Source organism: Spirillospora sp. NPDC047418, assembly GCF_040643275.1.
GTDB lineage: Bacteria > Actinomycetota > Actinomycetes > Streptosporangiales > Streptosporangiaceae > Spirillospora.
Genome location: NZ_JBEYTW010000006.1, coordinates 30,845 through 49,738, shown reverse-complemented (window position 1 = coordinate 49,738; position 18,894 = coordinate 30,845). Strand labels below are relative to the sequence as shown.

Annotated in this window: 20 protein-coding genes; 9 read left to right on the top strand and 11 right to left on the bottom strand. The window is 73.7% G+C overall.

The window, feature by feature from the left end:
- The first annotated feature begins 42 nt into the window (after positions 1 to 42).
- Both ABZ806_RS05460 and ABZ806_RS05455 read left to right on the top strand, forming a co-directional pair.
- Positions 43 to 1,395, top strand: coding sequence for a cytochrome P450 (locus ABZ806_RS05460; RefSeq protein ID WP_500215604.1), 1,353 nt, complete (start codon positions 43 to 45; stop codon positions 1,393 to 1,395).
- 55 nt (positions 1,396 to 1,450) lie between these two features.
- Positions 1,451 to 2,260, top strand: coding sequence for an SDR family oxidoreductase (locus tag ABZ806_RS05455; protein ID WP_500215602.1), 810 nt, complete (start codon positions 1,451 to 1,453; stop codon positions 2,258 to 2,260).
- A gap of 58 nt (positions 2,261 to 2,318) precedes the next feature.
- Here the strand turns inward: ABZ806_RS05455 and ABZ806_RS05450 are convergent, their stop codons facing one another.
- Positions 2,319 to 3,188 (bottom strand): oxygenase MpaB family protein, encoded by an 870-nt coding sequence (locus ABZ806_RS05450; protein WP_500215599.1) that lies wholly within the window; start codon positions 3,186 to 3,188, stop codon positions 2,319 to 2,321.
- Positions 3,189 to 3,294: 106 nt separating this feature from the next.
- Between ABZ806_RS05450 and ABZ806_RS05445 the strand changes: the two genes are divergently transcribed.
- Together ABZ806_RS05445 and ABZ806_RS05440 are read left to right on the top strand one after the other, a co-directional pair.
- The gene (locus tag ABZ806_RS05445) at positions 3,295 to 3,936 is read left to right on the top strand and encodes a TetR/AcrR family transcriptional regulator (protein ID WP_500215597.1); all 642 of its coding nucleotides are present in this window, start codon (positions 3,295 to 3,297) and stop codon (positions 3,934 to 3,936) included.
- Positions 3,937 to 4,010: 74 nt separating this feature from the next.
- Positions 4,011 to 5,477, top strand: coding sequence for a carboxylesterase/lipase family protein (locus ABZ806_RS05440; RefSeq protein ID WP_500215595.1), 1,467 nt, complete (start codon positions 4,011 to 4,013; stop codon positions 5,475 to 5,477).
- A gap of 23 nt (positions 5,478 to 5,500) precedes the next feature.
- Here the strand turns inward: ABZ806_RS05440 and lhgD are convergent, their stop codons facing one another.
- The 3 genes from lhgD to hisN form a co-directional block, all read right to left on the bottom strand.
- Positions 5,501 to 6,688 (bottom strand): L-2-hydroxyglutarate dehydrogenase, encoded by a 1,188-nt coding sequence (lhgD, locus tag ABZ806_RS05435; protein WP_500215593.1) that lies wholly within the window; start codon positions 6,686 to 6,688, stop codon positions 5,501 to 5,503.
- A gap of 26 nt (positions 6,689 to 6,714) precedes the next feature.
- Entirely contained in the window at positions 6,715 to 6,906 is a 192-nt protein-coding gene (locus ABZ806_RS05430) for a tail-anchor membrane protein (protein ID WP_138639205.1), read from the bottom strand.
- A gap of 208 nt (positions 6,907 to 7,114) precedes the next feature.
- On the bottom strand, positions 7,115 to 7,918 hold the full coding sequence (hisN, locus tag ABZ806_RS05425; RefSeq protein ID WP_500215591.1) for a histidinol-phosphatase: 804 nt from the start codon (positions 7,916 to 7,918) through the stop codon (positions 7,115 to 7,117).
- A gap of 135 nt (positions 7,919 to 8,053) precedes the next feature.
- On the opposite strand from hisN, the gene ABZ806_RS05420 reads away from it, so the two are divergent.
- Entirely contained in the window at positions 8,054 to 8,902 is an 849-nt protein-coding gene (locus ABZ806_RS05420; RefSeq protein ID WP_500215589.1) for a hypothetical protein, read from the top strand.
- 40 nt (positions 8,903 to 8,942) lie between these two features.
- Here the strand turns inward: ABZ806_RS05420 and ABZ806_RS05415 are convergent, their stop codons facing one another.
- The 6 genes from ABZ806_RS05415 to ABZ806_RS05390 form a co-directional block, all read right to left on the bottom strand.
- On the bottom strand, positions 8,943 to 10,469 hold the full coding sequence (locus ABZ806_RS05415; protein WP_500215587.1) for a serine/threonine-protein kinase: 1,527 nt from the start codon (positions 10,467 to 10,469) through the stop codon (positions 8,943 to 8,945).
- Positions 10,470 to 10,508: 39 nt separating this feature from the next.
- Complete coding sequence (gene rsgA, locus ABZ806_RS05410) at positions 10,509 to 11,555, bottom strand: ribosome small subunit-dependent GTPase A (protein WP_500215731.1); 1,047 nt, start codon at positions 11,553 to 11,555, stop codon at positions 10,509 to 10,511.
- A gap of 16 nt (positions 11,556 to 11,571) precedes the next feature.
- A complete protein-coding gene (gene aroA, locus ABZ806_RS05405; protein ID WP_500215585.1) occupies positions 11,572 to 12,843 on the bottom strand; it encodes a 3-phosphoshikimate 1-carboxyvinyltransferase in 1,272 nt (423 codons plus the stop codon).
- A 71-nt stretch (positions 12,844 to 12,914) separates the two neighbouring features.
- On the bottom strand, positions 12,915 to 13,640 hold the full coding sequence (locus ABZ806_RS05400) for an anti-sigma factor family protein (RefSeq protein ID WP_500215583.1): 726 nt from the start codon (positions 13,638 to 13,640) through the stop codon (positions 12,915 to 12,917).
- Positions 13,637 to 14,254 (bottom strand): sigma-70 family RNA polymerase sigma factor, encoded by a 618-nt coding sequence (locus ABZ806_RS05395; protein WP_500215581.1) that lies wholly within the window; start codon positions 14,252 to 14,254, stop codon positions 13,637 to 13,639. The genes ABZ806_RS05400 and ABZ806_RS05395 overlap by 4 nt, the downstream gene beginning before the upstream one ends.
- A gap of 234 nt (positions 14,255 to 14,488) precedes the next feature.
- Positions 14,489 to 15,508: a DoxX family protein gene (locus tag ABZ806_RS05390; RefSeq protein ID WP_500215579.1), complete on the bottom strand. Its 1,020-nt coding sequence runs from the start codon at positions 15,506 to 15,508 to the stop codon at positions 14,489 to 14,491.
- A gap of 79 nt (positions 15,509 to 15,587) precedes the next feature.
- Here ABZ806_RS05390 and ABZ806_RS05385 point away from each other — a divergent pair, with 79 nt between their 5' ends.
- Both ABZ806_RS05385 and ABZ806_RS05380 read left to right on the top strand, forming a co-directional pair.
- On the top strand, positions 15,588 to 16,382 hold the full coding sequence (locus ABZ806_RS05385; protein WP_500215577.1) for an SOS response-associated peptidase: 795 nt from the start codon (positions 15,588 to 15,590) through the stop codon (positions 16,380 to 16,382).
- 49 nt (positions 16,383 to 16,431) lie between these two features.
- On the top strand, positions 16,432 to 16,779 hold the full coding sequence (locus ABZ806_RS05380; protein WP_500215575.1) for a TraR/DksA family transcriptional regulator: 348 nt from the start codon (positions 16,432 to 16,434) through the stop codon (positions 16,777 to 16,779).
- Here the strand turns inward: ABZ806_RS05380 and ABZ806_RS05375 are convergent.
- Entirely contained in the window at positions 16,776 to 17,588 is an 813-nt protein-coding gene (locus ABZ806_RS05375; RefSeq protein ID WP_500215730.1) for a class I SAM-dependent methyltransferase, read from the bottom strand. The two genes, ABZ806_RS05380 and ABZ806_RS05375, sit on opposite strands and share 4 nt — an antisense overlap.
- A 337-nt stretch (positions 17,589 to 17,925) precedes the next feature.
- On the opposite strand from ABZ806_RS05375, the gene ABZ806_RS05370 reads away from it, so the two are divergent.
- A complete protein-coding gene (locus tag ABZ806_RS05370; protein ID WP_500215574.1) occupies positions 17,926 to 18,531 on the top strand; it encodes a sigma-70 family RNA polymerase sigma factor in 606 nt (201 codons plus the stop codon).
- Complete coding sequence (gene rsrA, locus ABZ806_RS05365; RefSeq protein WP_500215572.1) at positions 18,528 to 18,824, top strand: mycothiol system anti-sigma-R factor; 297 nt, start codon at positions 18,528 to 18,530, stop codon at positions 18,822 to 18,824. The genes ABZ806_RS05370 and rsrA overlap by 4 nt, the downstream gene beginning before the upstream one ends.
- Positions 18,825 to 18,894 lie beyond the last annotated feature (70 nt).

The following is an 18,894-nucleotide window of genomic DNA, read 5'->3' as shown; positions in this document are numbered from 1 at the left end:
GCAACAGATTTCGCTTATTTGTTGCACGCGTCCGGAGGGGTCATGACGAGCGTCCTCGCGCCGCCGCCGCAGGGCAGCGGCCTGAAACCGGTCCCCGGCGTGCCCGGCGTCCCGTACATCGGCAGCACGCTCGCGGTGATGCGCGACCCGATCGGGATGGCCCGCAAGCGCTACGACCAGTACGGGCCCGTCGCCTGGGGGTGGCTGCTCGGGCAGCGCACCGTCACCGTCCAGGGGCCCGAGGCGGCCCAGGCCGTCCTGGTCAACCGGGACAAGGCGTTCGCGAACGGGCCCGCCTGGAGCTACTTCATCGGCCCGTTCTTCACCCGCGGCATCATGATGCTGGACTTCGAGGAGCACCTGCACCACCGCCGCATCATGCAGGAGGCGTTCACCCGCCCGCGGCTCCAGGCGTACATGGAGGCGATGGCGCCCGGCATCGTCAAGGGCGTCGAGTCGTGGGAGCCCGGCCCCGGCTTCAAGGTGTACGACCACATCAAGAAGCTCACCCTCGACCTTGCCGTGGACGTCTTCATGGGCGTCGAGCTGGACGACGCCGAGCGCTCGCGGGTGAACGGCGCGTTCATCGACGCCGTCCGCGCGGGGACGGCCTACGTGCGGTTCCCTGTCCCCGGGCTGCGCTGGCACAAGGGGCTCCAGGCCCGCAAGGTGCTGGAGGAGTTCTTCTACCGGCACCTGCCCGCCAAGCGCCGCGACGGCGGCGACGACCTGTTCGCGGCGCTGTGCGCGGCCGAGACCGACGACGGCGAGCGGTTCACCGACGAGGACGTCGTCAACCACATGATCTTCGCGCTGATGGCGGCGCACGACACCACCACCATCACGCTGACGACGATGTCCTACTACCTGGCCAAGTACCCCGAATGGCAGGAGCGGCTGCGCGAGGAGTCCCTCGCCCTCGGCAGGCCGCAGCCCGGCTACGACGACCTCGACTCCTTCACCGGCATCGACATGGTGATGAAGGAGTCGCTGCGGATGCTGCCGCCCGTCCCGGCGCTGCCCCGCAAGGTCGTCAAGGACACCTCCGTCCTCGGCTTCCACATCCCGGCCGGCTCCCTCGTCGTCGTGCCGATGCTCAGCAATCACCACATGCCGCAGTGGTGGCCCGACCCGGACGCCTTCGACCCCGGCCGGTTCTCCCCGGAGCGCCGCGAGGACAAGGTCCACAAGTACGCGTGGGCGCCGTTCGGCGGCGGCGCGCACAAGTGCATCGGGATGTACTTCGCGGGGATGCAGGTCAAGACGATCCTGCACCAGGTGCTCCAGCGCTACCGGTGGAGCGTCCCGGCGCGCTACGAATGGCCCCTGGACACCACGTCCCTACCTTCGCCGAAGGACGGGCTCCCCGTCCGGCTGGACCGCTTGGAACCGTAATGAGCGAAGCGAACCGGGGGGCGCGGGGGGTCGCCCCCCCACATAAGGAGCAGCCATGAGCAAGGTCATCGCCATCACCGGGGCCGCGCGGGGGATCGGGCTAGCCACGGCCCGCGCGCTGAAGGCGAAGGGCGCGACCGTCGTCATCGGCGACATCGACGAGGCCGCAGTCACCGAGGCCGCCGAGTCGCTGGGCGTCACCGGCCTCGTCGTGGACGTCACGTCCCGCGAGTCGTTCACCGCGTTCCTCGACCGGGTCGAAGAGGCCGCCGGGCCGCTCGACGTCCTGGTCAACAACGCCGGGATCATGCCGATCGGGCCGGTCACCGACGAGAGCGACGCCGACGCCCGCCGCTGCATCGACATCAACGTGCACGGCGTCATGCTCGGCACCAAGCTCGCCCTCGGCCGGATGCTGCCGCGCGGGTCCGGGCACATCGTCAACATCGCGTCGATCGCCGGCGTCATGTTCACCCCCGGCCTCGCCCTCTACAACGCCAGCAAGGCCGCCGTCCTCGCGTTCACCGAGGCGACCCGGCTGGAGGTGCGGGACAGGGGCGTGCACGTCGGCGCCGTCCTGCCGACGTTCACCAACACCGACCTGGTCGCCGGGACGCGCAGCCCGAAGGGGCAGAAGAACTGCGAGCCGGAGGACATCGCCGCGGCCGTCGTCGAGCTGATCGGCAGGCCGCGCCCGCAGGTGGCGGTCCCGAAAAAGCTCGGCAGGCAGGTAAGGCTGGGCGCGCTGCTCCCCGAGCGTCTGCGCCGCGCAACGACCAGCCGCCTGGGCCTGGACAAGATCTTCCTGGACTACGACCCCGACGCCCGCAAGAACTACGACGCCCGCATCCGCTCCACGAGCTGACGTTGATCTGCGGCGTGTTGTTGTTATGAGCCACTCCATAACAACAACACGCCGCAGGTCAACTTCGGTGGGGGCGGGTCTTGCGGAAGGCGCGGCGGGCTTGGGGGAGGTAGCGGGCCGACTCCGGTAGCAGCGGCCACGCCCGGTTTCCCGCCCTTACGGCTGCGGCGAACCGGCGGTAGCGGCGCTCGTCGGCGGCGGTCCAGGGCAGGTCCAGCAGATCGCGCATGCGGGGGTGCAGGCCGCCCACCGTGATGAAGCGGGCGATCGCGTTCAGCGGCGGTGAGACCGCGCGCCATAGCGGTGCCGGGACCTGCTTCGGCCTCGGCAGGCCCTTCTTGGTGTAGCCGACGCCGTACCGGGCGGTCTTGTGCGGGACGATCTCCTCGTCCAGCATCCGCTTCCAGTACACCTGGAACTCCGCCCAGTCCGCCGGCATGGCGCGGTCGCTGACCCCGTACATGCGGAACCAGGTCTTCGACTCGTCGTAGATGCGGCGCTTCTCCGCGTCGCTGAGGGGCCGGATGAACGTCTCGATCCCGTAGAGCATGGTGTCGAGGAAGGTCGCGTGCGCCCAGTAGTAGGTCTCGGGGTCGAGCGCGTGGTAGCGGGTGCCGTCCGGCATCGTCCCCTTGATGTCGCGGTGGTAGTCGCGGACCTTGCGACCCGTCTCGGCGGACCGCTCCGCGCCGTACACGGTGTCCAGGATCGGCCCGGCGGACCGCTTCACCCGTGCGAACGTCTCGGAGAAGAACACCGAGTGGTCCAGGACGCCCTGGCCCAGCGCGGGCAGCATGTTCTGCAGGACGGCGGCCCGGGGCCCGACCAGCAGCATCCGGGTGTCGCCGAAGTAGCGCCAGGTCAGCGAGCCCGGTCCGAGCGGGGCCGGGGGCTGGGTCTCGGCCTGGGTCTCGGCCTGGTCGGTCATGGGCACCGCCGCGATGAGGAGACAGAAGTACAGATCGACGATTATTGTAGCTCTGTATCGTCCGGCGCCAGGAGCCGGACGCCCCGATCCCGTTAAGGTGCTGGTCATGACCATGGATGCCACGTCCCCGGACGAGCTGCTGGCGCGGCTGGCCGCGCCGGAGGGCGGCGCCGACGACCTCGACACCCGCATCCTGGACGCGGCGCTCGCCGAGTTCGAGACCTACGGGCTGCGCCGGGTCAGCGTCGAGGACGTCGCCAAGCGGGCCGGGGTCGCGCGCACCACCATCTACCGGCGGTTCACCAACAAGGAGCAGCTGCTCCAGGCGGTGATCCTGCGGGAGTGCCACCGGTTCCTCACCGCGATCTCCGAGGCCACCGAGGGCCTGCCGTCCGCCGAGGACGCCGTGGTGGAGGGGTTCGTGGTCGGGCTGCGCAGCGCCCGCACGCACCCGCTGACGCGGCGCGTGCTGGAGAGCGAGCCGGAGGCGTTCGTCCCGCAGCTCAGCATGAACGGGGGCGCGGTGATGCTCGCCGCCCGCGACATCCTCGCCGACCGGCTGCGCCGGGCCCGCCCCGGCGGCGCCGAGGACCACAACACGGTCGCCGAGGTGCTGCTGCGGCTCGCGGTGTCGCTGCTGCTCGTCCCCGGCGGCGGGCTCGCGCTGGACGGGGACGACGCCGTCCGCGCGTTCGCCCGCGGCTACCTCACCCGCATGCTCCACCCCGCTCCGCGCACCGGGGGATGAGCGGCATTCCGCCGGGCGCGTCCGTCCCGTACGCTCCGGTTTGTCGAATTTCGTTCTAGAACCGGAGGCGCGGCATGGAGGCGGTCGTCCAGACGTCCCACGGGAAGGTGCGCGGCAGGGCACGGGACGGCGTCACCGCCTTCCTCGGCGTCCCCTACGCCGCGCCCCCGTTCGGCCCGAACCGCTTCCGGGCACCGCGCCCGCCCGAGCCGTGGGACGGCGTCCGCGACGCCTTCGAGTACGGGCCGACCGCGCCCAAGCCCGGCTATCCCAGGCCGTACGACATGCTGCTGCCCGAGCCCACGACCCCCGGCGAGGACTGCCTCAACCTCAACGTCTGGACGCCCGAGCCCGGCGGGGCGGGGCTGCCCGTCATGGTGTGGATCCACGGCGGCGCGTTCCGGAACGGGTCCGGGGCCGTGCCCGTCTACGACGGGCACAACTTCGCCCGCGACGGCGTCGTCTGCGTGACGATCAACTACCGGCTCGGCGTCGAGGGCTTCGCGAACCTGCCCGGCGCCCCGTGCAACCGCGGGCTGCTCGACCAGATCGCCGCGCTGGAATGGGTCCGCGACAACATCGCCGGGTTCGGCGGCGACCCGGGCAACGTCACCGTCTTCGGCGAGTCCGCGGGCGGGATGAGCGTCACCACCCTCGTGTCCCTCGACCTCGGGCTGTTCCGGCGCGCGATCGCGCAGAGCGGCGCCGGGCACATCGCGCAGGACCCGGACGACGCCCTGCTCGTCACCAAGGAGATGGCCGCGCGGCTCGGCATCGAGCCGACCGCGGCGGCGTTCGCCGCGCTCGACCCGGCCGCGATCCTGCCCGCGCAGGCGTCCGTCGCCGCCGAGGTCACGATGGTTCCGGACCCGGGCCGCTGGGGCGCCACCACGGCCGCGGGCGGCATGTCCCTCACCCCGGTCCTGGACGGCGAGCTGCTCGCCCGCCGCCCGCAGGACGCCATCGCCGCCGGCGCCGGCCGCGACGTCGACCTCCTCACCGGCTACACCTCCGAGGAGTTCCGGTTCTTCCTGATGCCGACCGGTCTCGCGGCCCAGCTCACCCACGAGATCGTGGGCATGGTCACCGCCGGGATGGGCGTCCCGGCCGGGCTGCCCGCCGCCTACCGCGACCGCCACCCGGACATGACGGCCGGCGAGCTGATGGCGACGATCATCACCGACCACCTGTTCCGGATCCCCGCGAACCGCGCCGCCGCCGGGCACGCCGCGTCCGGCGGGCGCACCTGGATGTACGAGTTCGCCTGGCGGTCGCCGAACCACGGCCTCGGCGCCTGCCACGCGCTGGAGCTGGGGTTCGTCTTCGACAACCTGACCGCCGAGCCGGACGGGCTGACCGGGCCGAACCCGCCGCAGGCGCTCGCCGACCGGATGCACCGCCACTGGGTCGGCTTCGCCGCCACCGGCGACCCCGGCTGGGAGCGCTTCGACCCGTCCACGCGGGCGGTGCGGATGTTCGACGGGCCGGGCGACGCGACCGTCACCGACCCGCGCGGCGACGTCCGCAAGCTCTGGGACTGAGCGCCGCCTAGAGCCGCCCGAACCTAGAGCCGCCCGGCCACGTGCTCGGCGATGGCCAGGGAGGACGTCGCCGCCGGGGACGGGGCGTTGCGGACGGTCACGACCGGGCCGACGCGCCCGATGCGGAAGTCGTCGACCAGCGAGCCGTCGGGGTCCACCGCCTGCGCGCGGACCCCGGCGGGCGCCGCGACGACGTCCGCCGCCGTCAGCTCCGGGACGAAGCCGCGCGCCTCGGCGACGAACGCCCGCTTGACCGCCGACCCGTACAGCTCCTTCGCGCCCGTGCGCCAGTGCCGCCGCGCCAGCCGCCGGAAGCCGGGCCAGCGGACCGTCTCCCACACGTCGGCCGGCCGGACGTCGCGCCGCCGGTACCCCTCCCTGGCCAGCGCCAGGACGGCGTTCGGGCCGACGTCCACGCCGCCGTCCACGCGGCGCGTGAAGTGCACGCCGAGGAACGGGTAGCGGGGGTCGGGCACGGGGTAGATGAGGCCGCGGACCAGCTCGGTCCGGGACGGGACGAGCCGGTAGTACTCGCCCCGGAACGGGATGATCGCCGGTGCCGGTGAGTCGCCGGCCAGCCGCGCCACCCGGTCCGACTGGAGCCCGGCGCACACGACGAGCCGGTCGAACACCAGCTCCTCCTGCGGGGACGCGACCGTGACACGGTCACCGGCCCGCCCGAGGCGGACGACCTCGAAGCCGAGCCTGACCCGGCCGCCGCCCTCGGCGACGTCGTCGGCGAACGCGCGGGCGACCGCCGGGAAGTCGACGATCGCGGTGGTGGGGGAGTGCAGCGCCGCCACCCCGGCGGCGTGCGGCTCGATCTCCCGCAGCCCGCCGCCGGTCAGGCGCCGCAGCCCCGGAACCCCGTTGGCCGCCGCGCGCCGCTCGATCTCGTCCAGGGCGGCCAGTTCGGACGCGTCACGGGCGACGACGACCTTGCCGCACTCCTCGTAGGGAAGCTTCCGGTCGGTGCAGTACTCCTTGAGCAGGCCGATCCCGCGCCTGCACAGCGTCGCCTTCAGCGAGCCCGGGGCGTAGTACAGGCCCGCGTGCGCGACGCCGCTGTTGCGGCCCGTCTGATGGGCCGCGACACGGTCCTCCTTGTCGAGGACCGTGACCTCCACGTCAGGGCGCGTCCGCGTCAGCCGGCGCGCGATCGCCAGCCCGAGAATCCCCGCGCCGACGACCCCGACCCTCGTCTCCGCCACACCCGCACCCTAGCGGTGCGCCGCGGTCAGCTCCCCAGGCGCTTGCGCCCCTGCGACCGCACCCGCTTGCGCTGGGACGGGTCGAGCATCATGTACCCGACGAGCGGTGCGCCGAGGACGCCGAGGATGATCAGCGCGCTCAGCCACCAGGGGAAGACGAACAGGGTCAGGAAGCCGACGACGACTCCGCCGATCACTACCTTGGTCTGGGTCGACATCTGGTACCTCCGTTACGGGCCGCCCATCTAGGACAACGGCCGTCCCGCGACCGCTGTTCCACGATATGTCGCGAGTCGCCCCGAAAGCCAATGCCAGGCAGCCTTTTGCCTTCCGGGTGCCGACACCGCTCCGGAAGGGGTACCCCCTGACGTGCGGTGCGAAGCCTGCCGCGGCACCGCGCGGGACGTGCGCCCGGCCGGCGGGGCGTCAGATGCGCAGGGAGAGCTGGCCGCCGCCGAGGTTGCGCAGGACCTCGGCGTGGAGGCGGCCGTTCGTGCAGACGACGCTGCCGCCGTCCGGGCCGGGGACGCCGGACAGGTCGGTGAACATGCCGCCGGCCTCCTCCACGATGACCTGGAGCGCGGCGAGGTCCCACAGGGAGACCTCCGGCTCGGCGGAGATGTCGACGGCGCCCTCGGCGACCATCATGTGCGACCAGAAGTCGCCGAACGCCCGCGTCCGCCACACCGACCGGGTCAGGTCGAGGAAATGGGTGAGGCGGCCCTGCTCCTCCCAGCCGCCGAGGCTGGAGAACGACAGGGACGCGTCGGACAGCTCGCTCACCGCCGACACGTTCATGCGGCTGGCCCGGGTGAGGCTGCGGCCCGTCCAGGCGCCGCCGCCGCGCGCCGCCCACCAGCGCCGGTTCAGCGCCGGGGCCGACACGACGCCGACGACGATCTCGTCGTTCTCCATCAGCGCGATCAGCGTCGCCCACACCGGGACGCCGCGCACGAAGTTCTTCGTCGCGTCGATCGGGTCGATGATCCAGCAGCGGTTCCCGTACCCGGTCTTGCCGTACTCCTCGCCGAGCACCGCGTCGCGCGGGCGGGCCCGCTTCAGCGTGCCGCGGATCTGCTCCTCCACGCTGCGGTCGGCGTCGCTGACCGGCGTCAGGTCCGGCTTGGTCTCGATGTCGAGATCGAGGGCGCGGAAACGCCTGGTCGTGATGTCGTCGGCCCCGTCCGCCAGCACGTGCGCGAGACGCAGGTCATCGGAATAGCCCGCCACGGCGAGCCACGCTACCCTGATCACCGCCCGTCCAGACACACTTACCCGTGCCGATCCGGCTTTTCGGTCTTCCGGACGTGGCGCGCCGGGCGCGGCGGCCGGTGTCGCGGGGCGGTCGGTGGCAGCATGGGGGCCATGGCGCACGACCTTCCCGCATGGGTGGCCGAGCTGACCGACCCCCGCCGGGCGGCGACGCTCGACGAGCTCGCCGACCGCCTCGTCCCCCTGGCAGAGCACGCGATCGACGTGTCCCGTCGACTGCAGGCGCAGCTCAACGAGCTCAACGACCCGTTCAAGCGCGAGGCGCTCTACGGCCGGGTGGACCGGCTGAAGGCCCGGGTGGGCGAGGCCCTGGAGGAGATCACGGCGGAGATCGCCGCGTCCGGGGCCGAGCGCATCGAGCGGGTCTGGGCCGACTGGGCCGGGCAGGCCGGGCCCGGCGAGCACGGCGCCCGGCAGCGGGAGCTGCGCCGGCTGCTGGACCGCGACGTCGTCCCGGTGCTGTCCAAACAGCAGCAGGACGTCGCCGAACTGGTCGCCGAACGGACCTCCGCGGCGCTGGAGGAGTCGACGCAGACCCTCCTCACTCGGGTCGAGGAGCTCGCCAAGGCGGTCACCGACCTGATCCACGACGTGCTGCCGCTCGCCCGCGAGGGCCTGACGCTGGCCAGCCGCATCTCGACCCTGTCCGGCCACGCCCGCAAGGCCGGGCGGGGGCCGGTTCCGGACGAGCTGCGGAGCGCGGGCGCCGAGACGTCCCGGGCGTTCGACGAGGCCGTGGCGCGGCTGGAGCTGGAGTGGGCGGCGCTCGGCGCCCGGTCGGCCACCGTCCGGGCGGCGCTGCGCGGCGCGGAGGAGAGCGCGTTCAGCCATGTCACCGAGGAGATGACCCGCTGCGTGGAGGAACTCGCGCCCCGGCACGTCAAGGCGCTCAACGAGGCCGAGGCCAGGGCCCGCACCCTCTTCGAGGAGTCCCGCGGCTAGCCCGCGCGGGCAGTACGGCTAGCCCGTGCGGGCAGTACCGCTAGCCCGTCATGGTCATGCTCTGCAGGAACGTCTCGTAGTAGGCGACGCTCTCGTCCCAGTGCGCCTGCTCGGTCACCAGCAGGACCTGGTAGAAGACGCCGGCGGACTTGAACACCCGCACGCGCGCGCGGCTGGGCGTGCCGTTCTTGGTGAAGGTGAACTGCAGTTCGGCCGCCGGCCCGTACTTGTAGGGGACGTTCCGGTCGAAGCTCTCCTGCCTGAACCCCGGGTAGCTGCCCGAGTCGTTCTTCATCTGGCCGATGGCGGACGCGAGACCGTCCCCGGGGCTCTGGAAGGACGAGCCGAGCCGCTGGAACGCCAGCCCGCGCACGAGGCCCTTCGCCGGGTCCCGGAACGTCACGTCGTCGCCCTCGGGCTCCGCCTTCCAGCCCTCGGGGACGGCGGCGGTGAACGACGCCCCCTTGTACGGGCGGTACCCCGCCGGCACCGAGGCCGTCCCGGGCGACGACGTGCCCGATGCGGTCGACGACGTCCCCGGCCCGCCCTCCCCGCTCCGGTTCTCGTCCCCGTTGGTGAACAGCACGACCGCGACGATGGCGGCCACCAGCGCGGCCGCGAAGATCCCGGCGGGCACGAGCAGCGGCCACGGGACGTGTCGCGGCGGTGCGGGCGGCGGCGGGACCGTTGTCGGGCCGGCCGGACGCGGGTCCAGCGTCCGGTTGTGCGGCGGCCCGGCGGGCGCGGCCCCGGGCCCCGGTACGGCTTGCGCGGCCTGGCGGAGCAGCCGTCCGGCCTCCCCGGCGCCCATCCGCTGCCCGGGATCCTTGCGCAGCAGCCCGTGCAGGACGGGCGTCAGCGGGCCGGCGAGGCGCAGCGGGTCCGGGTCGTCGGACAGGACGGCGGCCATCACGCCCCACACGTCCGGGCGCCCGAACGGGGGGCGGGCCTCGACGGCGGCGTACAGCGTCGCGCCCAGTGACCACAGGTCCGACGCCGGCGTCGCCTTCTGGTGCCGGGCCTGCTCGGGCGCCAGGTACGCGGGCGACCCGACGATCGCGCCCGCCTGGGTGAGCGTCTCGTCGCCCGCCACGGTCGCGATGCCGAAGTCGGTGAGGACGGCCCGGCCGGGCGGCAGCAGCACGTTCCCCGGCTTGACGTCGCGGTGCACGACGCCGGCGGCGTGCGCGGCGCCGAGGGCGTCCAGCAGGTCGAGCCCGATCGCGGCGACCCGCGCCGGCGGCAGCGGCCCCTCCCGCGCGATGACCCGGTCGAGGCCCTCCGCCCGGACGAGCTGCATCACGATCCACGGCCGGCCGTCCTCCTCGACGACGTCGTAGACCGTCACGATGCCCGGATGGTCGAGCCGCGCCGCCGACCGCGCCTCCCGGAACGTCCGCGCGTACAGGCGCTCGACCGCCGCGCCGTCCAGGCCCTGCGGCAGCGACACCTCCTTCACCGCCACGTCGCGGTCGAGGGTCCGGTCGCGGGCGCGCCACACCGCGCCCATCCCGCCCCGGCCGAGCACCTCCAGCAGCTCGTACCGCGCCGCGATCGTCTGAGGCATGCAGCGACCCTACCGACGCGCCCCGGCGGGCGCCGCCCGCTATTCGGCTTCCGCCTCGCGGGAGGAGTCGCCCTCGCGGGCGGGGGAGTCGCCCTCGCGGGAGGACAGGAGGCGGCGGAGCGAGTCGAGACGGGCCCGCGAGGCGTGGCCCTCGGCGACCCACGCGTCCAGCCCGCAGTCGTCCTGGAAGTGGTCGCAGTGCGGCGGGCAGCGCTCCGCGGCGCCCTCGGCGAGGTCCTCGAACGCGTTGATCACGTTGCGCGGGTCGACGTGCGCCAGGCCGAAGCTGCGCACGCCCGGGGTGTCGATGATCCATCCGCCGCCGCCGGGCAGTTCCAGCGCGATCGCGGACGAGGAGGTGTGCCGCCCGCGGCCGGTGACCGCGTTGACGTGGCTGACGGCGCGCTCGGCGTCCGGGACGAGGGCGTTCACCAGCGTCGACTTGCCGACGCCCGAGTGGCCGACGAGGACGCTGGTGCGGCCGGCCAGGTGCCCGCGCAGCTCGTCCAGGCCGCCGCCGCGCCGGGTCACGACGTAGGGGACGCCGAGGGGCGCGTACTCGGCGACCAGGGCGCCCGCGTCGCCGAGGTCGGCCTTGGTGAGGCAGAGCAGCGGGTCCATCCCGGCGTCGTAGGCGGCGACGAGCTGCCGGTCGATCATCCGGGGGCGCGGCTCGGGGTCGGCCAGCGCGGTCACGATGGCGAGCTGGTCGGCGTTCGCGACGATGATCCGCTCGAAGGGGTCGGTGTCGTCGGCGGTGCGGCGCAGCGACGAGGTGCGCGGCTCCACCCGGACGATCCGGGCGAGCGTGTCCGGGGCGCCGGACACGTCCCCGACCAGCGCCACCCGGTCGCCCACGACGACGCCCTTGCGGCCGAGCTCGCGGGCGCGCATCGCGGTCACGCCGCGCTCGTCGCCGGTGCCGGCGGCGACCAGGCAGCGGTACCGGCCGCGGTCCACCGCGATCACGAACCCGCCGGAGGCGTCCTCGTGCGCGGGACGGCGGCGGGTGCGCGGCCGCGACCCGCGGCGTCCGGGCCGGACCCGGACGTCGTCCTCGTCGTAGTCCTGCGTTCGTCGAGCCAGTGGTCCGTCCCTGCCGTCAGGCGGGCGCCAGCATCGACGCCCACTGCCGAGTGAAGTCCGGAAGAGTCTTGCCCACGGTGCCGGGATTCTCCACTTCGATGCCGGGAACGGCCAGCCCGAGCACCGCCGCCGCCATCACCATCCGGTGGTCGTCGTAGGTGTGGAAGACGCCGCCGCGCAGCGGGCGCGGGCGGATCTCCAGCCCGTCCGGCAGCTCGGCGGCGTCGCCGCCCAGCCCGTTGATCTCGGCGACCAGCGCAGCGAGCCGGTCGGTCTCGTGGCCGCGCAGGTGCGCGATGCCCGTCAGCCTGGACGGGGAGTCGGCGAGCGCGCACAGCGCCGCGAGCACCGGGGTCAGCTCGCCGACGTCGTGCAGGTCGGCGGTCAGGCCCGCGAACCCGCCCGGGCCGCGCACGGTCAGGCCGCCGGGCCCGTGGGAGACCTCGGCGCCCATCGCGGTGAGCAGGCCGCGCAGCGCGTCCCCGGGCTGCACCGTCTCGGCGGGCCAGTCCGGCACCGTCACCCGCCCGCCGGTGACGAGCGCGGCGCCGAGGAACTGCGCCGCGTTCGACAGGTCGGGCTCGATCACCCACTCGGCGCCCCGGATCGGTCCGGGCGCGACCCGCCACAGGTTCTCCTGCGCCTCGACCCGCACGCCCGCCTCGCGCAGCATGTGGACGGTCATCGCCAGATGCGGCGCCGACGGCACCGGCGGGCCCTCGTGCCGGATCTCCACGCCCTTCGCGAAGCGCGGCGCGGCCAGCAGCAGCCCGGAGACGAACTGGGACGACCCGGACGCGTCGATGGTGACCCGCCCGCCGCTCACCGCACCGGTCCCGCGCACGGTGAACGGGAGCGCGTCCCGTCCGCCGTCGTCGATCACGGTGCCCAGCGCGCGGAGCGCGGAGATGACCGGGCCCATCGGCCGCTCGCGGGCGCGCGGGTCGCCGTCGACGACGACCTCGCCGGACGCCAGCGCAGCGACGGGCGGCAGGAAGCGCATCACCGTCCCGGCGAGGCCCACGTCCGCCCGCGCCGGGCCCCGCAGCTCGCCGGGCAGCACCTGCCAGTCGTCGAAGTCGTCGCCGATTCCGGCGCCGAGCGCGCGGAGGGCGTCGGCCATCAGCTCGGTGTCCCGGCTGTGCAGCGGCCGGGTGATGCACGACGGCGCGTCGGCGAGCGCCGCCAGGATCAGCGCCCGGTTCGTCATCGACTTCGAACCGGGCAGCGGCACGACGGCGTCCACCGGGGCGTGCGCGACCGGGGCGGACCAATGCGGAGAGGGCATGGCCCAAGGCTATCCGGCCGGGCGGATCACAGCGGGGACCCGGCGGGAGTCAGAGGGGAATCAGAGGAGGATCAGAGGGGGATCGTCAGCAGCGTCCCGCCGTCGTCGAGCCGGACGGCGAAGTGGTCGATGTCCTGCCGGTCGAGGCCCGTCCCGCCCTGCATGACCAGCGGCTTGGGCTGGCCGGGCACGCCGTAGCCCTGGTCGGGGACGCGCCAGCCCGCGACCACGCTGCGCTCCCCGCTCCGGGACACGGCCTCCAGGTGGCAGCGCAGCGGCCCCTTGATACCGCGCAGTTCCAGGCTGACCTGCGTGCCCCAGCCCTTGTCGACGAGCCCGACCGTCCCGGACGCGCCCGTGCTCGCGTCCACCGCCCGGAACTGCTGACCGGTGACGGGCTGCGCCACGGGCGGCGGCCTGCGCTCCTCGCCGCCGTCGCCGCCCAGCGCCGCCCCGACCGCGACGCCCGCGCCCAGCGCCACCGCCGCGGCGGCCGTGCCGGCCGCGTAGGCGGTGCGGCGGAACCGGCGGTCCGCCCGCCGCCTGCGGCGCACCATGTCGAGCACGGGCGCGGGCGGTGCGGAGGGCTCGTCCCCCTCCGCGGCCGCCTCCGGGCCCGGCTCCGCCGCCCCGGACGCCAGCTCGGCGAGGGCCCCGGCCGTCCCGGACAGCTCCCCGAGCTCGGCCCGGCAGCGGCCGCACCCGTGCAGGTGCGCCTCGAACGCCCGCCGGTCGCCGGCTTCCAGAAGGCCCAGGGCGTAGGCGCCGACGTCGGTGTGCTCGATCTGGGAACTCATGAGGTCACCCCCCTTTCCGCCAAGGCGACGCGCAGGGCGCGCAGCGCGTAGTAGACGCGGGACTTGACCGTCCCCACCGGGATGCCGAGGTACTCGGCGGCCTGGTTGACCGTACGGTCGCGCAGCACCGTCTCCGTGAGCGCCTGCCGGTGCGCGGGGGAGAGCGACTCCAGCGCCTCCGCCACGACGACCTTGCGCAGCAGGCCGTCCATCTCGTCCGCCATCGGGAGGTTCTCCAGGGGGCCGTCGCCGACCTCCGGCGGCCTGACCTCGCGCTGCCGCCGGTGGTCGATCACGATACGCCGGGAGACCGTGGCCAGCCACGGCATCAGCGACGACGTCCGGTCATCGAGCCGGTCGGCGCTGCGCCACGCCCTGATCATGGTCTCCTGCACCACGTCCTCGGCCCACTGGCGGTCACCGCCGGTCAGCCGGAGGACGAACGCGAGGAGGGGCCGATGGTACTCGCGGTACAGCGCGGCGACGATCTCGTCGTCGTCGCGCGGCGGGCTCGCGGCCGATGGCGGACCTGCCGTGCCGGGGCGGCGGAGCAGGCTCCGCAGCCCGCCGGGCTGGCGTCCGGTCGATCCGGGAGTCGATCCGGGAAGGGCCATGGCCGGGGCGCTCCGTTGAAGGGCCATCGCCGAGCGAAGCTCGTCGATTGAATGGCGGTGGGTGGGGGCTGGAGGACGGTCGCCGAGCGAAGCTCGTCGATTGATTGGCGGTGGGTGGGGGCTGTGGGGGACGGTGATTGCAACTGGTCACCTGGCAGTACGGGCCGCCCTGCCCCAGGGTTCAACGGGCTTGAGGGTCTTTTAAGGTTCCCTTCGGGAAGTCGGCTCGGGACGTCAGCGCTTGACCGCCTCCATGACCTTCCCCGCCTGGACGGCGGTGCCCGTCCGCACGGTCCGGCCGGCCTTCACGGCCTTGGCCGCCTGCGTCGCGCCGCCCGCCTTCATGCTCTTGCCCGCGGCCTTGCCGGCCTTCGCCGCCTGCCCGGCGCGGAACGCCGCCATCTCCCGGATGTCCGGATTGCCGCCGCGGGAGAGGAAGCCGCCCCTGGACCGGCCCCGGGTGCCCATGCCCTTCAGCGCGCCGGTCGCCCTGCCCGCCTTGAACGAGCCCGCGGCGCCGATCTTCGTCAGCGCGCCGCCCGCCCGGCCGGCCTTGGCCATGCCGCCCTTGCCCGCCTTGCCGCCCGCCTTGCCGGTCTTGAACAGGCCCGTCCCGCCGGTCTTGCCGGCCCCGAACATGCGGCCCGGCTTCGCGGCCGGCATCCGGCGCGCCGCCTTCGCGGACTGCGCGGCGGCCTTGCGGCCGCTCTCCGCGCGGGCCGTCCGCACCTGGTGTGCGGCCTCCCGGCGGGCGCTCCGCAGCGTCGCGGCGGCCTCCTTGCGCATGGCCTTGGCCTCCGCGCCGGTCCTGATCTGCGACTCGCGCATCGCGCGCCGCAGCTCCGCCGTGCGCGGCGGGCGGCGCGGCTCGGTCGCCGACATCAGCAGCGCGCCGAACAGCGCCGCGTTCTTCAGCAGGTGGGAGCGCTCGTTCGCGCGGCGCTCGGGGTCGTCCTCGGTCCAGTAGCGGTGCTCGGTCGCCAGCGCCGGGATCAGCTGCGCGGCGAGCACCAGCGTCGTCAGCCGGCGGAACCTGCCGGTCAGCAGCAGCGCGCCCGTGCCGAGGCTGAGCGCGCCCTCGATGCGGACGAGGGTCTCGGGGTCCTTCGGCATCCAGTCGAGCCGGTCGGCGACCGGCTTGACGGCCGGGCCGACCTGCTCGGCGCGCTCGCGCGGATCGCGGATCGCGTCCAGGCCGGTCATGATGTAGGGCGCCGCCACGAGCGGGCGGGCCAGGGTCGTGAAGGGTCGCATAGCCCGCTACATGCCCAGCGCGCCGCACCTCAAGCGCGCGCCCGTTCCGCTGTCCCCGGCGCGTGGTGTCATGGGACCCATGTGCGGACGCTATGCCACCACCCGCGCGCGTCAGGAGCTGCTGGACGAGTTCCAGGTCCAGCTCGACGCCGTCGACGGGGACATCCAGCCCGACTACAACGTCGCCCCCACGAAGCAGGTCCCGGTCGTCCTGAACCGGCGCCCGAAGGACGCTCCCGAAGAGGAGCCCGCGGTCCGGCAGCTGCGGACGGTGCGCTGGGGGCTCGTCCCGTCCTGGGCGAAGGACCTGTCCATCGGCTCCCGCATGATCAACGCGCGGTTCGAGACCGTGCACGAGAAGCCGTCCTACCGCCGGGCGTTCGCGCGGCGGCGCTGCCTGCTGCCCGCCGACGGCTACTTCGAGTGGTACACCCTCCAGGACCAGGGCCCCTCGCCGGACCCGGCGGACGGCGAGAAGAAGGCCAAGAAGAAGCCGCAGAAGCAGCCCTACTTCATCCACCCCGGCGACGGCGGGGGCATGGCGATGGCCGGGCTCTACGAACTGTGGAAGTCGCCCGAGGACGAGTGGATCTGGACGTGCACCGTCATCACCACCGACGCGCCGGACGACCTCGGCCGCATCCACGACCGCATGCCGATGGTCGTCGAGCGGGACCGCTGGGACGCCTGGCTCGATCCGGAGCTGACCGACACCGAGCGGGTCCGCGGCCTCCTCGTGCCCGCCATGGCCGGGACAATGGAGGCCTACCCGGTGTCAAAGGCCGTCAACAGCGTGCGAAACAACGGGCCGGAACTCATAGAACCGGCGAATTCTGGGGATAGTCCGGGTAATCGGTCCGACAGTTTGTTCTGACCGCCGCCCTGTTCCGACCGCCCTGTTCCGACCGCAGCGGCCTCGGGGGATGGGAGTGCGCACGATCGTGGACACCACCGCCGCCCGTTCCCGCCTCGCGGGCATGCTCGCCGATCTTGACCGGTCCATCGCCATTCTCCGCGGCGAGACCCCCGAGCGGGACAATTCCGCCGCCGACGCCGGGGCCGGCCTCACCGCCCACGACCGCGTGGCGGCGGCGCTGGAGTCCCTCGAACGCCACCGCGGCGGGGTGGCCGCCGCGCTGGACCGGATCGGCGCCGGCACCTACGGCCGGTGCGTCGACTGCGGCGAGGCGGTCCCGGCGGGCCGCCTGGAGGCACGCCCGGACGCCGCCCGCTGCATCACCTGCCAGGCCGGGCACGACCGCCGCCGCTAGCCGGCCGAGTCGGGCCCGGGGGTCCTGCGGGCGCTGGCGAGGAGGTGGACGCCGAGGGACTCGTCCGGCCGCCCGGCGCCCAGCTCCGTGCGGATCAGCCGGGGGAGCGCGCCCGGCGACTCGGTCAGCACGTGCTCGACCGTCGAGGGCGACAGCGCGGTGCGGGGCCTGATCCATTCGACGTCGAGGCCCGCGTCGGCGAGCAGCTCGCGGAGCTGGTGGGACGAGAACGAGCGCGTGATCGTCCCGTCCGGCCAGGGGACGAGGACGACCTCGGCGCTCGGGACGTCCGACAGGTGCGCCCAGTAGTTCCGCTCGGCGAGCAGCGCCAGGCCGAGCGTCAGGGAGTCGACGCAGAGCAGGACGCGGCCGCCGGGGCGCAGCACGCGGGCGATCTCGGCGATGGTGGCCTCGGTGGCGAGGTGCCGGGACAGCACCCGGTTCTCGGCGATCACCGCGTCCACCGAGGCGTCGACGAGGTAGGACAGCGTGCCGGAGTCGCCGACCAGCGGGGTCGTGCCCCGCGCGGGGCGCCTCGGTTCGGCGCGGGGCGCGGGCCGGCCGGGGCGTTCGGGGTCGCGCACCTCCAGGACCGCGTGGCCGGCGCCCGCGGCATGGTCGGCGGTGCGCCCGTGGCCGCCCGAGATGTCCAGTACACGGGACGGTCTGCGCGGCAGCCACCTGGTCAGCTGGGCGTCCGCCACCGCCCGGTAGAACGTCCAGTAGCGGGCCAGGGAGTCCCCGGCCGCGGCCCCGGAGCTGTCGCGCAGGCTGGCGATGGTGGGCTCGGAAGGTCGCGCCGAATGCACGGAGTGCACCAATTGCTCCTGTTCTCGCCGTATACGTCACTTCTTTCCCCATCCGGGGCCGGTCATCACCCTGGGTGAACCGGTCGCCGGCCGCCCCGGCCGCCGGCCCGGGGAATCGGCGGGGCCGTTCGGGTGTTGCACCGTCTCACAGGGAGCAACACGGAGGTGCTAGCCGATGACCACAGCCGTCGCCGATCAGCAGCGGAGAGCCGGTACGGCGGCGCCCGGCGGCGACGCGCGGGCACCCGTCCGCGTCGGGCGGCCGCGCGGACCGATATCGTCTGTGGGATACGACGCCGCCGGCCCAGTCCGGGCCAAGGGCGCCACAGCCGAGGGGGTGGGTCAGGTACCGGGCACCACGGAGACCGTGGAGCAGCGCCAGGAGCGGTTCCAGCGCGACGTGCTCCCGTTCTTGGACCAGCTGTACTCGGCCGCGCTGCGCATGACGCGCAACCCGGCCGACGCCGAGGACCTCGTCCAGGAGACGTTCGCCAAGGCGTTCGCGTCCTTCCACCAGTTCAAGGAGGGGACGAACCTCAAGGCCTGGCTCTACCGCATCCTGACCAACACGTTCATCAACTCCTACCGCAAGAAGCAGCGCCAGCCGCAGCAGGCCGCCACCGAGGACATCGAGGACTGGCAGATCCACCGCGCCGAGTCGCACACCTCCAGCGGGCTGAAGTCCGCCGAGGCCGAGGCGCTGGAGCACCTGCCCGACTCGGACGTGAAGCGGGCGCTGCAGGACCTGCCGGAGGAGTTCCGCATCGCGGTCTACCTCGCCGACGTCGAGGGCTTCGCCTACAAGGAGATCGCCGAGATCATGGGCACGCCCATCGGCACGGTGATGTCCCGCCTGCACCGCGGCCGGCGCCAGCTCCGCGGGATGCTGGAGGACTACGCTGAGGGGCGCGGGCTCACCCGTGCCGGCAGGGGGTCATCATGAGCTGCGGCAACCACCACGAGACGCCCTGCGACGAGGTACTGGCGCGGGTCTACACCTATCTCGACGGTGAGCTCGACCAGGGCGGCTGCGGCGAGGTCCGGCAGCACCTGGACGAGTGCGGGCCGTGCCTGCGCGAGTACGGGCTCGAAGAGGCCGTCAAGAAGATCGTGAACAAGTCCTGCGGATGCGAGCAGGCGCCCACCGACCTGCGCGCCAAGGTGCTCGGCCGGATCGAGGAGATCTGCGGCGAGATCAAGGCGTCCGGCACCGCCGAGAAGACCGAGTCGGCCTGACCGAGACCGCCTGAGCGGGTCCGCCCGACCCGGGTCGCCCGAGCGGAGTGCCCGGCCGGAACGCCGGCCG

What these genes read in the sequence shown, in the direction of transcription:
- ABZ806_RS05420 (WP_500215589.1), top strand. Translation starts at nt 8,054, where the DNA reads ATGGCGCACGACCTTCCCGCATGGGTGGCCGAGCTGACCGACCCCCGC.
- ABZ806_RS05395 (WP_500215581.1), bottom strand. Translation starts at nt 14,254, where the DNA reads ATGGCCCTTCCCGGATCGACTCCCGGATCGACCGGACGCCAGCCCGGC.
- ABZ806_RS05380 (WP_500215575.1), top strand. Translation starts at nt 16,432, where the DNA reads ATGGGAGTGCGCACGATCGTGGACACCACCGCCGCCCGTTCCCGCCTC.
- ABZ806_RS05455 (WP_500215602.1), top strand. Translation starts at nt 1,451, where the DNA reads ATGAGCAAGGTCATCGCCATCACCGGGGCCGCGCGGGGGATCGGGCTA.
- ABZ806_RS05460 (WP_500215604.1), top strand. Translation starts at nt 43, where the DNA reads ATGACGAGCGTCCTCGCGCCGCCGCCGCAGGGCAGCGGCCTGAAACCG.
- ABZ806_RS05445 (WP_500215597.1), top strand. Translation starts at nt 3,295, where the DNA reads ATGACCATGGATGCCACGTCCCCGGACGAGCTGCTGGCGCGGCTGGCC.
- aroA (WP_500215585.1), bottom strand. Translation starts at nt 12,843, where the DNA reads ATGCCCTCTCCGCATTGGTCCGCCCCGGTCGCGCACGCCCCGGTGGAC.
- ABZ806_RS05385 (WP_500215577.1), top strand. Translation starts at nt 15,588, where the DNA reads ATGTGCGGACGCTATGCCACCACCCGCGCGCGTCAGGAGCTGCTGGAC.
- ABZ806_RS05440 (WP_500215595.1), top strand. Translation starts at nt 4,011, where the DNA reads ATGGAGGCGGTCGTCCAGACGTCCCACGGGAAGGTGCGCGGCAGGGCA.
- rsrA (WP_500215572.1), top strand. Translation starts at nt 18,528, where the DNA reads ATGAGCTGCGGCAACCACCACGAGACGCCCTGCGACGAGGTACTGGCG.
- ABZ806_RS05390 (WP_500215579.1), bottom strand. Translation starts at nt 15,508, where the DNA reads ATGCGACCCTTCACGACCCTGGCCCGCCCGCTCGTGGCGGCGCCCTAC.
- ABZ806_RS05430 (WP_138639205.1), bottom strand. Translation starts at nt 6,906, where the DNA reads ATGTCGACCCAGACCAAGGTAGTGATCGGCGGAGTCGTCGTCGGCTTC.
- ABZ806_RS05415 (WP_500215587.1), bottom strand. Translation starts at nt 10,469, where the DNA reads ATGCCTCAGACGATCGCGGCGCGGTACGAGCTGCTGGAGGTGCTCGGC.
- ABZ806_RS05400 (WP_500215583.1), bottom strand. Translation starts at nt 13,640, where the DNA reads ATGAGTTCCCAGATCGAGCACACCGACGTCGGCGCCTACGCCCTGGGC.
- ABZ806_RS05450 (WP_500215599.1), bottom strand. Translation starts at nt 3,188, where the DNA reads ATGACCGACCAGGCCGAGACCCAGGCCGAGACCCAGCCCCCGGCCCCG.